This is a genomic window from Chelativorans xinjiangensis (assembly GCF_009812055.1).
GTDB classification, from domain to species: domain Bacteria; phylum Pseudomonadota; class Alphaproteobacteria; order Rhizobiales; family Rhizobiaceae; genus Chelativorans; species Chelativorans xinjiangense.
The window spans coordinates 17,608-29,469 of sequence record NZ_WQNH01000039.1 but is presented as its reverse complement, the minus strand read 5'-3'; the positions used below and the strand labels follow the sequence as shown (position 1 = coordinate 29,469).

Below are 11,862 nucleotides of genomic sequence, written 5' to 3'. Positions count from 1 at the left end.
CCCGGTCGATCCAGACGACTGATTCGTATCGGTTCGCACCATGCGCGGTGTCGGGCGAGTACTGCCTCCCGACCTAGCAAGCGGTCGTCTTAGCAACTAGCCATGCGATGCGTTCAGCTGTGTCGCGGTAGGTGGAACACGGAGGCATGCCGGCGAGGTCGGCAGTACGTATGGGCGCGACCGTCGAGCGCGTGGTTTGCCCAGGCTTCGCGGTGTCCGTTCTTCGACCTCGCTATCGATAGCAAGTTACGAGGATGCGATCTGGTCAAGATCAAGATCGGCACGCTTGTGGCAGGTCCGGAAATACGAGCTCGGTCGCTGATCATCCAACAGAAGACAGGGAGACCTGTTCAATTCGAGATCACATCAGATACCCGGGCGAGCCTACTGGCTTGGCTTGAAGGACGTAGCGGAACGGTCGATGACTTCGCTTTTCCCAGCCGGGTAGATTCCCTGGGCCATTTGAGCACCCGGCAATACGCGCGATTGGTAGATGAACGGGTCTCGGCGATAGGTCTACGCCGTGAGGAGTACGGCACACACTCTCTTCGCCGCACCAAAGCATCGATCATCTATAAAGCGACTGGCAATCTTCGTGCGGTTCAAATCTTACTTGGGCACACCAAGGTCGAAAACACCGTAAGATATCTTGGCGTGGACGTAGAAGATGCGCTGGAGCTGGCCGAAGCGACGGAAGTCTGACCGACGGCGGCCCCACCATACTGGCTGGGGCCGTTGCTGCGTTGGGGTGGGAAGCCGGCAGTCTGGTTTGTGCGGGGACTTTCCAGAAAGCTGACACACGGCTGCGGCGGGCCGGCAAGCTGCGTATCCAGGCTCCTTTTTTTTGTCAGGCGGCGAGCGGCCGAAGTGTCTGGACGAGGCTCTTCGCGTCGAGCCGAAACCCGTCGTACACGACGCGGCCATCGGGCGCGATCACCACGAACCAGGGGGTTCCGCCGGAGCGGTATGCCTCCATTATCCCAGGCACGGCGTCTGCTGAGGCCGAGTCAGTGACGGCGTGCCCAAAGGGAACACGCAGTCCATATCGTCGTTGATTTTTCCGCAGACGATCGAAGGTGTTGACCTCCGAACCCTCGAACACCGTCTGGATGGCTGCCAGGCCAACACCTTTATCGCGAAGTTCTTCGGCAAGTGTCACGAATGTGGGAAAGCCATGTGCATGACAGCCCGCACACCAATCCTGAAAGAAGTACAGTATCTTGATGCCTTGCCCCAACTCGGCCAGGGTCAAGGGGCTACGCTCGTCGCCATTTTCATTGATCCACCGGATATTCTCCAGCGGAGGGGCAGGCAAATCCACAATTCCCGTTTCCATGAAGTCCTCCGATAGCAGGCTCGCGGCGTTGTGCCGCGAGCCGCGGGTTTGCTAAGCGGCAGCACCTGTCCTGTGCGGCAACGCCCAGTTCGGACGTGCAAAATGGCAGGTATACCCGTGGGGAATTCGTTCGAGATAGTCCTGGTGCTCGGGCTCTGCCTCCCAGAAATCACCGACTGGCTCGACTTCGGTGACGACCTTGCCTGGCCATAATCCCGACGCGTCAACGTCTGCGATCGTATCGAGCGCAACGGCCTTCTGCTGGTCGCTGGTGAAATAAATCGCTGAGCGGTAGCTTGTGCCACGATCATTCCCCTGACGGTTCAGCGTCGTCGGATCGTGGATCTGAAAAAAGAACTCGAGCAATCGGCGATAGGTGGTCTGCGAGGGGTCGAAGATGATCTCGATCGCCTCGGCATGGGTGCCGTGATTGCGATATGTCGCATTCGGCACGTCGCCACCTGTGTACCCGACCCGGGTCGAGATCACATCGGGCAGCTTGCGGATGAGATCCTGCATGCCCCAGAAGCAGCCGCCAGCGAGAACAGCGCGTTCAGTCGTCATCAGATGTCCTCCACCTGGTTGAGATATTCACCGTAACCCTGCTCCACCATCTCGTCGCGTGGCACGAAGCGCAGCGAAGCCGAATTGATGCAGTAACGCAGGCCGCCACGATCGGTCGGTCCGTCCGGGAAAACGTGGCCGAGATGGCTGTGGCCATGCGTCGAACGCACTTCCGTCCGGATCATGCCGTGGCTGGTGTCGCGCAACTCGTTCACGTTTGCGGATTCGATCGGCTTGGTGAAGCTCGGCCATCCGCAGCCCGACTCATATTTGTCCGACGATGCGAACAGCGGTTCGCCTGAGACGATATCGACATAGATACCAGGTTCTTCATTGTGGAGAAGCGCACCGGTTCCAGGACGCTCGGTCGCACTCTGCTGCGTCACCCGATATTCCTCAGGCGACAACCTGGCGATCGCGGCTTCCGTTTTCTTGTAGGCAGCCATGAATTCCTCCTTCGAATTCCTGTCCCAGAAGATGGATACTCGATCCGGAGGTGTCCAATACGCCGCGACTATAGTTTCGATGTTGCCACCGGCATGCAAATGGGAACGCTTGTGCGGTCGCCGCACCATAAGGCCAGCGCTTCCACGGAATTTCACGACCATACATAACGCTCGATCAGCACACGAAGCTGCCGCAGCGCCGCTGCCGTTCCAGATCCCGAAATCGATTGGAATGCGACCGTGCGCGACAGGTCCAGCGTATCGACCGGGCGCAACGTCAATCCCTCTACGATTGCCGAGCGCTCAGGCAGCATGCAAACGCCGGCGCCCGCTGCCACGGCCTGTTGAATCAGATCCTCCCGTTCGGATCTGAGCCGTGGAATCATGATCACCGCACGCTCATGCAGATGGTTTTGCACGCGCGTACGGAATTCGCACTGGAGCCGATCGAGGTACGGTTGCTCCGACAGGTCCGAAAGAGACACCGAGGCCTGGCTTGCCAGGCTGTGTCCGTGCGCCATCGCCAGTAACAGTCGCTCGCGAAACATTTCGGCGGTGGCGATCTTTGAGTTTCCGGCTGCTGGATCCGTGCAGAAGCACCCATCAATTTGGCCGCTGAGGAGCAGCTCCATTCCTTGGTCGCGCGTGACTGGCTGAAGAACCAGTTCGAGCATCGGCATCTGTCGAAGGGCGTGCGTAACGAACCCGGTAATCAGCGCCGGCGCGATGGTATTCACGACGCCCAGCGTCAAAGTCTCGCGGCGACCGCGAACCCGATTGAGGGATATCGCCCGAACCCGCTGCTCACGGTCCGCGATCGCAGCGAATTCGGATCGGATGTCGCGGCCGAGCGCTGTCAGGCGACTATCTTTTCCATCGCGATAGACCAACGTTCCGCCCAGTTCTTGTTCGAGCCGCTGTATCGCGCGGGTGAGCGTGGGCTGAGACACCCCGCTCCGCATGGCTGCTTCGGTGAAGCTGAGGGTGTCCGCCAGGTTCAGGAAATATCGAATCTGGTTGAGTTCCATTGTTCTTCCTTCGTCGCTTCCTCAAGCATCGTTTTCAGACCGGGCAAGCGCTGTCGGCCGGAGCAATTGCCGTTGTATGGAAACTATACACGCCGGCTATTGGAAAACTTCGTTCCGCGCTGCCACAACTGAGATCATCAACGAACGCTACGGCTCGCTCCCATGCCCGGCATGAGATGCCGAACGGACGTTCCATCCATGCAACATTTCGACCAAACGGAAAATGACCGAGGAGATAATTATCATGAAAGCAATCGTTGTGACGGACCAGGCTGCGGGAACGGCCGGGATGAAGCTGGTGGAGCGTCCCGAGCCGCAGGCGGCGATAAACGACGTCGTCGTTCAGGTTCATGCGTCGGGATTCGTCCCGACGGAACTGGCGTGGCCCTCGACCTGGACCGATCGCCGCGACAGTGACCGAACACCGTCCATCCCTGGGCACGAGCTGGCCGGAGTGGTCACCGCCCTCGGCTATGGCACGACGGGGCTGTCGGTGGGACAGCGGGTGTTCGGCCTCGCAGACTGGCATCGCGACGGCACGCTCGCGGAGTATGTAGCCATGGAGGCACGCAACCTCGCGCCATTGCCGGGCGATGTCGACTTCACGGTGGGCGCGAGCCTGCCGATCTCGGGCCTGACCGCGTGGCAGGGACTGTTTCAGCACGGCCGCCTTCAGGCGGGGCAGAGCGTCCTCGCGCACGGCGCGGCCGGCGCAGTCGGTTCGATGGTGACGCAGCTCGCGCGAGAGGCTGGCGCCTATGTCATCGGCACCGGACGCGCCGCCGACCGTCAGAAGGCGCTCGACTTCGGCGCAAATGAATTCGTCGACCTCGAGAACGACGCCCTGGAAGACGTCGGTGGAGTCGATCTGGTGTTCGATGTCATCGGCGGCGACATCCAAAAGCGGTCCGCAGTCCTGATCCGAGCCGGAGGAACGTTGGTGACCGTCGTCGGACCGGCCGAGGCGCGGCCCGCAGATGGCCTGGCGGTCGACTTCGTCGTCGAGTCCGATCGTGCCCAACTGAGTGAGATCGTCCCGCGGGTGCGGGACGGACGACTGCGGACGAACATCGGCAAAGTCTCGACCCTCGACGATGCCGTCGCCACCTTCAACGCGACCGAGCGACGCGCGGGGAAGACGGTTATCCGCGTTCGTCCGTGAGGACTCGGGGAGAATGAGGGTATTCGCAGCCCTTCCACCTGCAACGTATCTGCTTGCCAGATTGGCCCCGCGCGCGGGCCTTGGACGAAGCGCTTCATCCAAGGACCGCGCCGATACGGTCATTTCGGCCTGCTAGGAGCGTCTTATCGTCTGGCCGAACGGCAGTTTCCCGCGATCAGACACCAAAACCGGACAGTCTGGTTTCGGCCCCGAAGTCGCCTAATCGGCTGCCATGGTGGTTAGGCGATAGTCTGCTTTGTGCGCGATGGGCCGGAAAGAGGACTTCTGATAATTGGTCATGGCGGCAAGTGGGTCGCCGGATTGTAGCCCGCTTCATTTTTGCGTACCCTCGGCAGCCTCCGAGAAGATGGCGAGGAGAAGATCCCATATGGCGAAGCTCGTCTTTGGATTGAACCAGTCGCTGGACGGCTATGTCGACCACACGGCATTTGCACCCGATCCTGTACTTTTTCGTCATTTCATCGACGACGTGCGCGGTCTAGCCGGCAGTGTGTACGGTCGCCGCATGTATGAGGTGATGCGGTATTGGGACGAGGATCATTCCGAGTGGGACGAGGCAGAACGTGACTATGCGGCGGCGTGGCGGAGCCAACCGAAGTGGGTCGTGTCGCGCTCGTTGAAGTCGGTTGGCCCGAACGCCACCCTTGTCGAGGGTGAGGTCGAGGCGGCGATACGCGGGTTGAAAGCTCAACTCGATGGGGTGATTGAAGTTTCCGGACCAGAGTTGGCGGGAAGTCTGACCAACCTGGGCCTTGTCGATGAGTATCAATTATACCTCCATCCCGTTGTGCTCGGCGGCGGCAAGCCGTTCTTCGCCGGCCCGCGGCCCCCGCTGCGCCTCGTGGCGAGCGATCGTATCGGCGAGGACGTGATCAGGTTGACATACGTTCCAGCATAGTCACGGCGATTAGCCTGACGGACCGCTGAAGAGGCAGCTTTTGGGATCGGCGACGGCAGCCTTAGTGTCCGCCATGGGGTCGGTTGCCGAACGGCGGCTTACTCAGTTTTTCGGCCAGAACCGGACAGTCAGCAGACGGCCCCCTCTGTGCTTGAAGCGAGCCAGCCCCCAGTGATTGCGCTTTACTGCGCTACTGCGGAGGCTGCGTGTAGCCGTCGAAAAAGGGGATCGCGATCTCGCTCACTGCGGTCGAGTTGATGATGTCGTAGTGGGTGGCGTTGGGGATCACCGCGAAGTGGTTCTGGCCCATTCCGGAACGGTCCCACTGGGCGTCCTGCGCGCCGCCCCCGAGCATCTCGAAAAATCTGGTAGCGGCACCGATACGGACGGCATCCCAGTCGCCGACGACGACCAGTGTCGGTGCGGTGACGTTGGGTACCTCGGCGGACCAGTCGTAGTCGGTGCCGATGAAGGCACCAAACTCCTTGACCGCGTCGACCCAGCTCGCCTCGCCGCCCGGCGCCTTCATCACGTAGCCCTGGTGCATGGGGGAGCCGACCATACTCTCGGCCGTACCCTCGGGATCGGCGTTGATCGCTCTCATGCCCTCGAAGTTGTATTCGTGCCAGTTGCTGTAGGCGTAGGCAGCCGAGACGATAACCAATCGGTCGACGACCTCCGGATGGTCGATGGCGACGCGAAGCGCTACGGCACCGCCCAGAGAGTAACCCATGACATCGGCGTTATCGTAGCCGAGCGTCGTGATGAATTCGGCGATGTCGGTCGCCATGGCCTCGAAGCTCATGGGGCGGCCGAGCGGACCGGTGCCGCCATGTGCCTGGAGGTCGACGCCGATGACCTTGCGGTCCTGCGACAGGGCTTCGAGGTTGGGTCCGAACATCTCGACCGAACCGAAGCCGCCGTGAATCAGGATCAACGGGTCGCCCTCGCCATAGGTCTGGTACCAGATCTTGACGCCATTGACGTCGGCGAAACCGGACTCGATAGGGGTTGGGAGCTGTGGCATCTGAAAGGTCTCCTGCGCCAGTGTGGCGATCGGTGCGGCAAGGCACAGGGTTGCCGCGGCGACAATGGAAAGTAAGGCGCGTTTAGTCATTTTGATCTCCTTGGGGTCCATCCCTAGGACGAACGACCCGTCCGCCTTGCGACAATCCTGGTAGAACTTTTTCCGCGCCTTGACGGACCCTGGGCGAAGCCAAGTTGGAGATGGATCAATCGCGGGTAACGATTCTTGCAAGCGTTAACGGCGGCTTGCATAGTTGCGCCGCCACAACCAGACGGGCAGCAAACGGCCCCCAGTTGGCCGTTGAGCCTTTTCGTCTCAAGGATCTACGCCGCAAATTGTATGGGGGCATAAAAACGCCTACGGTGCTAGGTGGTAGTGCCGGGCCATCTAGTCGAGGTCGGTCTGGATCCAACGCGGCGAATGGTGGATGTCTATCGTCTGTAAGCGCCCTGGTCCCAGATTTTCGAACCGGTGCGGGATGCCGGCCGGGCCAAACACAACCTGACCGGCAGTCGCGTCGAGAACTGTGTCTCCAACGAAAAAGCGGGCCCGACCCTCGGTCACGACAAACACCTCGTCATAAGGATGCACGTGAAGACGTGGGCCTCCGCCAGTGCGGTCGGTGCCGTAAGCGAGCACGGTCACCGGTGCTCCGAGCGCTTCACCCGGCAAAGAGCCACGCCAGGGACCGTCAGCACCTGGATCGAAAAGCGTTGCCTGAGCAGGCGCGCTTCCGCTTGGCCTGACAGAATTGACGTCGAAATCATTGCGCGTCATGTCATCTCTCGCGAATGGTCCATCTCTGTATTTCGCAGTTCAGTATGAAGCCCGCCGGCGTATCCAGGGCCGCGACCCGAATAGCCCTGCATCGCGGTTCCAATCTCTGGATATCTGGTGCGGCAAAGTGCGCTATCTGGTCGTCCCCTCCTTACGTCGGTGAAACGCTCATGCGCTGTTCAGATGGAGGATGTTGCCGTCAGGGTCCTTGAACCAGACCATCTTAAACCCGCTCGCGTCGTGGACTCCGTCCTTGTATGACACGCCCTCCATCTCATAGCGCTCGAACGTCACACCCTTGGCACCCAGGTCGGCAACGATGGCGTCGATATCTGGTCCGCAGTCCCACACCACGGCATTGGCCTTGTTGGTGCCGGCAAATTGCGAAGGGTAGACGACGAGATACGTCGCACCCGTCTTGTAGACCAACACGCCTTCCATGCCTTCGTCGTTGAGTTCAAGCCCCAGCATATCACTGTAGAAACGCCTCGCCCGATCGATGTCGCTCACCGCGACAATGGCCGAAGAAGACTTGTCGTTGAGTGCATTCATGGAATGTCTCTTTGATTGACATCCAAAGGACGCATGAACTGCTTCGGTTCCGACACCCAGGAGGGAGGTCTCGGCAAATATGCAGAAAGTGACACAAACAAACGAGGCTGCATCGGAGATGCCAAATGTCCACTATTCGCCTCCCTGCCCCGAAAGCTGACGGCCCCCTTCCGGCCCCATCCTTGCAGCCGATTGGCAGTGTGCCCCGTCATTCCGTCGGCCGTCCTCCAGAAGCGGACATCGCTGGTATCAATGCCACGGGCGAGGTGTGCCAGGTGCGGTCATTCCGCCTTAAGGTGAGAAGCATGCATTCGGACGCTAACCGTTCCATCTCCTAAACCTTGTGCGGTTCTTTCGCTTCCCGCCCCTGCTGCGCGACGGCGGTAGGCACGACTCACTTCAGCCAAGTGGGTCCATTTTGGCCCGGCGTTGACAGAATCTCGCGTTCGACTTCGTCCAGGAAGGTTCGGACTGCGGGAATGGTTCTGGTGCTTTCGCGGAGGTAGGCGCCGGCGGCGAGCGGGGAAATGGAAGGCGAGGCGGGGATCGCCCTCAGCCCGCGCTCTGCAATAGCGGACGCGAGTTGCAGCGGCGCCATCATCGCAAAACTCGTGCAGCGAACAATGTCGAGGCCCGTCGAGAAAGAGCTGGTGGTGGCCGCAAAATCAGGAACACCGAGGTTGTGCGCCGCGAAGTAGTCGCTCAGCATTCGCCTGTTGTCCCGTGGCTCACTGTAGGCGACCCATGTAAGCTGCTTGATCTGCGGCGGAAGTAGAACCTCGTTGTCAACGAGCGGATCGTCCTGCCGCAGCACGACGCTTTGCTCCACCTGCACCATTGGAAGCACGCTGATCAAATGGTCGGGGTCGACCGGCTCGAGAGCCCCAAGGACAAGGTCGAGCCGACCGTCGACAAGCAGCGGCAGCGTGCGTGAGTTGTTGTCTGCGACAAGATCCAGCCGCAGTTGCGGATAAATCTGCCTTGTCCGGGCATAGGCTGGAGCCACATAGCGCAAATGGAAAAGAGGACCGGCACCTATCCGCAATACCTCTGTACCAGCATGCATCAACCCCTGCAGCTCTTCTTGGGCCTGAAGGTATTCTTGCTCGATCCGCGTTCCATGCCGCATCAGAACCCTGCCCTCTGCAGTCAGGCTCATGCCGCGTCGGTGCCTGACGAACAGCCGGCAGCCGAGAGTTTCCTCGAGGTTGATTAGTCGCTTTGTCAGTGAAGGCTGCGTGATCCCCAGCATCTTCGCGGCCGACGTGAGATTTCTGTCCTTCGCTATCGTCATGAAGGCCCGGAGGTTCTTGTCCATGAGACATTCCCAAAATCTATTTCTAGTGCCCATAAAAGCGATTTTACAGTATCTCTCTGCCGCCGCAATATTGGGGCCTAAAGTGCCAGGGAGGAACAAGTGCGGACGATCTTCGTGCTCTTCGATTCGTTGAACCGTCGTGCGCTGGGGGCATACGGCGGAACAGCCGTCGCAACGCCCAACTTCGACCGTTTCGCCCAGCGGGCCGTCACGTTCGACACGCACTATGTTGGCAGCCTTCCCTGCATGCCCGCGCGGCGCGACATGCATACCGGCCGGCTCAATTTTACGCACCGGCCATGGGGACCGCTTGAGCCCTTCGACAACTCCTACACGAAGCTTCTGGGGCAAAACGGCGTCTACACACATCTGGTGTCTGACCACCTTCACTATCTTGAAAATGGCGGCTGGGGCTATGCCAACGCGTTCGACAGCTGGGACTTTGTTCGTGGACAGGAATACGACCCGGTCAAGGTGATGACGACGCCGCCTGTAGCGCGGCTTCGCGAGAGATTCGATGAACGCCACTACCCGCTCGACGGCCTGGAGGAAGGCAAGACGGCAACGCGGGCGACCACCCCGAAGGACAGTTGGAGGCGGTCGCGACACGCGACCAATATGCTTTTCACTGAGGAGGAGGAACAGTATCCGACACCACAATGTTTCGCGCGTGCCGTCGACTTCCTGAATACAAACAGGGAGGCGGACGACTGGTTTCTACAGATCGAGTGTTTCGACCCACATGAGCCCTTCGCAGCGCCCGAACGGTTCCGCGATGCCTACAAGTCTGGATATGGTGGCCGGATACTCGACTGGCCAGTGTACGAGAAGGTGACCAACTCGGAACTTGAGGTGGCGGAGATTCGCGCCAACTACGCAGCCCTCGTTGCCATGTGCGACGAATACTTCGGGCGGCTCTTGGACTGGATGGACGAAACTGACGCCTGGAAAGACACGGCGCTGATCCTCACCACCGACCACGGCTTTCTGCTGGGTGAACACGAATGGTGGGGCAAGAACAAGATGCCCTACTATGAAGAAATCTCCCACATCCCCCTGATGATCTGGCATCCCGGCACGGCAGATCGCGCCGGTGCGCGCGTGTCGGATCTGACTCAGACGACCGATCTGATGCCGACTATCCTGGGTTTCCATGAGGTGGACGTCCCGAAGGAGGTCACCTCGTTCTCTATGGAGGGCCTGTTGCGCGGCGAGAACGGCGAGCGCGAAAGCGCGATCTTCGGCATGTTCGCAGGACCAATTTGCGTAACCGATGGGCGCTATACCTATTTCCGCTTTCCAGAGAACCGAGAACCAAATGCCCTGCCGCTCTACACGGTGATGCCCTCACACCTCGAGGACATGTTTTCGGTCGAGGAACTAGCCGGCGCCCAACTTGTGGAGCCCTTCGACTTCACCAAGGGGGTCAAGTTGATGCGCATGCACATGTCGCCAGGAGTGGGTGAGGCGGGGTTTGAACTCGTGGCCAGATGGCAAGACGGGTCTTGCCTGTTTGATCTCGAACGGGATCCTGATCAGTCAGAGCCGATCCGCGATCCGCAAACGGTCGAGCGGCTAACGTCGCTGATCGAGGACCATCTTCGGTTACACGACGCAGCGCCGGAGGTGTTTGCGCACTACGCGTTAGTCACAGAACGGCCGGAAGGAGGAATGGTCGCCGGAACCGTGTGAACAGGCTGAACAAACAGAGGAGGAGGAAACCATGAAATCCAAGTTGAAACTGTCGATCGTGTCTGCCATTGCGGCGCTGATCGCACTGCCGAGCATAGCCCGAGCCAACTTCCCGGAACGCACGGTCGAGAACATCTTTCCCTGGACTGCGGGAGTGGCGATGTCTGTCAGCCAGATCATTGCCGAAGCGATGGGTGACGAGTTGGGGGTTTCCATCCCTGTGATCTCAACGCCTGGTGCTGCCGGAACCAAGGCCTTCCGCACAGCAATGAACAAACCCGCCGACGGCTACACGATCATCGACGGCTATGTGGCTCCATTGGTTCTGCAACCGTTGCTCGGTAACGCGGACTGGACCTACAAGGACTTCACACCGCTTCACGCGGGCGTCTCCAATGCGTTCTCGATAGGTGTCCGGAAGGGCGAAGATCGCTGGACCGATTTCGAGGGCATGATGGAATATGGCCGGGAGCACCCGGGCGAACTGCGCTACTCTTCTGGATCGCGCAACAACCTCCCGCATATGGTGATCGCCAAGGTTCTGCAATCCTACGGAGTGGTCGCCCAAAACATCCCTTACAAGACGGATGGCGACGCAAGGAAGGATCTCCAGGCCGGGGTGCTTGACTTCGCCTTCATCAACGTAGGCGCCTACCTGCAGGACAAGGACGGATACGACATCCTGCTGGTTCTGTCGGAACTGCCAGGCGCGAAGGCCTCTTATGACGGCGCACCCAGCATTGCCGATCTCGATATTGATCTCGGACTTTCGGGCCTGGCCCCGATGGGTTGGAACTGGTGGGTGGTTCACCCCGACACGCCCGAGGACCGTGTAGCCGTGCTCCGGGAGGCGATGAGCAAGGCGATGGCGCGCGAGGACGTGCGTGAGAAGATCGAGCGTGTCGGTTTCGTCCCGCTGGAGTGGGATCACGCCGATTATGAGGAGGTGGTGGGGCCCGTGGCCGGACAGTTGTCTGCCATGGGCGACGCGCTCGCTTGGGAAGAGAAACAGCTAGAGCAGCTGCGCAACTGAGCGAGGGC

General features: G+C 60.1%; 13 protein-coding genes. 5 read left to right on the top strand and 8 right to left on the bottom strand.

What is annotated here, in order from left to right; translation table 11 throughout:
- Positions 1–102 precede the first annotated feature (102 nt).
- Positions 103–702 (top strand): tyrosine-type recombinase/integrase, encoded by a 600-nt coding sequence (locus tag GM910_RS19870; protein WP_159590434.1) that lies wholly within the window; start codon positions 103–105, stop codon positions 700–702.
- Positions 703–847: 145 nt separating this feature from the next.
- On the opposite strand, the gene GM910_RS19865 is transcribed toward GM910_RS19870, so the two are convergent.
- The 4 genes from GM910_RS19865 to GM910_RS19850 form a co-directional block, all read right to left on the bottom strand.
- Positions 848–1,336, bottom strand: coding sequence for a peroxiredoxin family protein (locus tag GM910_RS19865; protein ID WP_159590432.1), 489 nt, complete (start codon positions 1,334–1,336; stop codon positions 848–850).
- Between the two features lie 51 nt (positions 1,337–1,387).
- Positions 1,388–1,900 (bottom strand): peptide-methionine (S)-S-oxide reductase MsrA, encoded by a 513-nt coding sequence (gene msrA, locus GM910_RS19860; RefSeq protein WP_159590430.1) that lies wholly within the window; start codon positions 1,898–1,900, stop codon positions 1,388–1,390.
- On the bottom strand, positions 1,900–2,346 hold the full coding sequence (msrB, locus tag GM910_RS19855; protein WP_159590428.1) for a peptide-methionine (R)-S-oxide reductase MsrB: 447 nt from the start codon (positions 2,344–2,346) through the stop codon (positions 1,900–1,902). The genes msrA and msrB overlap by 1 nt, the downstream gene beginning before the upstream one ends.
- Before the next feature lie 152 nt (positions 2,347–2,498).
- The gene (locus GM910_RS19850; protein WP_159590426.1) at positions 2,499–3,374 is read right to left on the bottom strand and encodes a LysR family transcriptional regulator; all 876 of its coding nucleotides are present in this window, start codon (positions 3,372–3,374) and stop codon (positions 2,499–2,501) included.
- Between the two features lie 244 nt (positions 3,375–3,618).
- On the opposite strand from GM910_RS19850, the gene GM910_RS19845 reads away from it, so the two are divergent.
- The gene (locus tag GM910_RS19845; protein WP_159590424.1) at positions 3,619–4,536 is read left to right on the top strand and encodes an NADP-dependent oxidoreductase; all 918 of its coding nucleotides are present in this window, start codon (positions 3,619–3,621) and stop codon (positions 4,534–4,536) included.
- Between the two features lie 388 nt (positions 4,537–4,924).
- A complete protein-coding gene (locus GM910_RS19840; protein WP_159590422.1) occupies positions 4,925–5,455 on the top strand; it encodes a dihydrofolate reductase family protein in 531 nt (176 codons plus the stop codon).
- Between the two features lie 190 nt (positions 5,456–5,645).
- On the opposite strand, the gene GM910_RS19835 is transcribed toward GM910_RS19840, so the two are convergent.
- From GM910_RS19835 to GM910_RS19820, 4 genes are all read right to left on the bottom strand, one after another.
- Positions 5,646–6,572 carry an alpha/beta fold hydrolase gene (locus tag GM910_RS19835; RefSeq protein WP_159590420.1) on the bottom strand — a complete coding sequence of 309 codons (927 nt, stop codon included), beginning with the start codon at positions 6,570–6,572 and terminating at the stop codon, positions 5,646–5,648.
- 297 nt (positions 6,573–6,869) lie between these two features.
- Complete coding sequence (locus GM910_RS19830; RefSeq protein WP_159590418.1) at positions 6,870–7,259, bottom strand: cupin domain-containing protein; 390 nt, start codon at positions 7,257–7,259, stop codon at positions 6,870–6,872.
- Positions 7,260–7,427: 168 nt separating this feature from the next.
- A complete protein-coding gene (locus GM910_RS19825) occupies positions 7,428–7,811 on the bottom strand; it encodes a VOC family protein (protein WP_159590417.1) in 384 nt (127 codons plus the stop codon).
- 394 nt (positions 7,812–8,205) lie between these two features.
- Positions 8,206–9,129: a LysR family transcriptional regulator gene (locus tag GM910_RS19820; RefSeq protein WP_159590415.1), complete on the bottom strand. Its 924-nt coding sequence runs from the start codon at positions 9,127–9,129 to the stop codon at positions 8,206–8,208.
- A 99-nt stretch (positions 9,130–9,228) separates the two neighbouring features.
- On the opposite strand from GM910_RS19820, the gene GM910_RS19815 reads away from it, so the two are divergent.
- Together GM910_RS19815 and GM910_RS19810 are read left to right on the top strand one after the other, a co-directional pair.
- Positions 9,229–10,821, top strand: a complete 1,593-nt coding sequence (locus GM910_RS19815; RefSeq protein WP_159590413.1) for a sulfatase — start codon at positions 9,229–9,231, stop codon at positions 10,819–10,821.
- Positions 10,822–10,852: 31 nt separating this feature from the next.
- On the top strand, positions 10,853–11,854 hold the full coding sequence (locus GM910_RS19810; RefSeq protein ID WP_159590411.1) for a Bug family tripartite tricarboxylate transporter substrate binding protein: 1,002 nt from the start codon (positions 10,853–10,855) through the stop codon (positions 11,852–11,854).
- The last annotated feature ends 8 nt before the right edge of the window (positions 11,855–11,862 follow it).

What these genes read in the sequence shown, in the direction of transcription:
- GM910_RS19870 (WP_159590434.1), top strand. Translation starts at nt 103, where the DNA reads ATGCGATGCGTTCAGCTGTGTCGCGGTAGGTGGAACACGGAGGCATGC.
- GM910_RS19850 (WP_159590426.1), bottom strand. Translation starts at nt 3,374, where the DNA reads ATGGAACTCAACCAGATTCGATATTTCCTGAACCTGGCGGACACCCTC.
- GM910_RS19820 (WP_159590415.1), bottom strand. Translation starts at nt 9,129, where the DNA reads ATGGACAAGAACCTCCGGGCCTTCATGACGATAGCGAAGGACAGAAAT.
- msrA (WP_159590430.1), bottom strand. Translation starts at nt 1,900, where the DNA reads ATGACGACTGAACGCGCTGTTCTCGCTGGCGGCTGCTTCTGGGGCATG.
- GM910_RS19835 (WP_159590420.1), bottom strand. Translation starts at nt 6,572, where the DNA reads ATGACTAAACGCGCCTTACTTTCCATTGTCGCCGCGGCAACCCTGTGC.
- GM910_RS19830 (WP_159590418.1), bottom strand. Translation starts at nt 7,259, where the DNA reads ATGACGCGCAATGATTTCGACGTCAATTCTGTCAGGCCAAGCGGAAGC.
- GM910_RS19845 (WP_159590424.1), top strand. Translation starts at nt 3,619, where the DNA reads ATGAAAGCAATCGTTGTGACGGACCAGGCTGCGGGAACGGCCGGGATG.
- GM910_RS19840 (WP_159590422.1), top strand. Translation starts at nt 4,925, where the DNA reads ATGGCGAAGCTCGTCTTTGGATTGAACCAGTCGCTGGACGGCTATGTC.
- GM910_RS19865 (WP_159590432.1), bottom strand. Translation starts at nt 1,336, where the DNA reads ATGGAAACGGGAATTGTGGATTTGCCTGCCCCTCCGCTGGAGAATATC.
- msrB (WP_159590428.1), bottom strand. Translation starts at nt 2,346, where the DNA reads ATGGCTGCCTACAAGAAAACGGAAGCCGCGATCGCCAGGTTGTCGCCT.
- GM910_RS19810 (WP_159590411.1), top strand. Translation starts at nt 10,853, where the DNA reads ATGAAATCCAAGTTGAAACTGTCGATCGTGTCTGCCATTGCGGCGCTG.
- GM910_RS19825 (WP_159590417.1), bottom strand. Translation starts at nt 7,811, where the DNA reads ATGAATGCACTCAACGACAAGTCTTCTTCGGCCATTGTCGCGGTGAGC.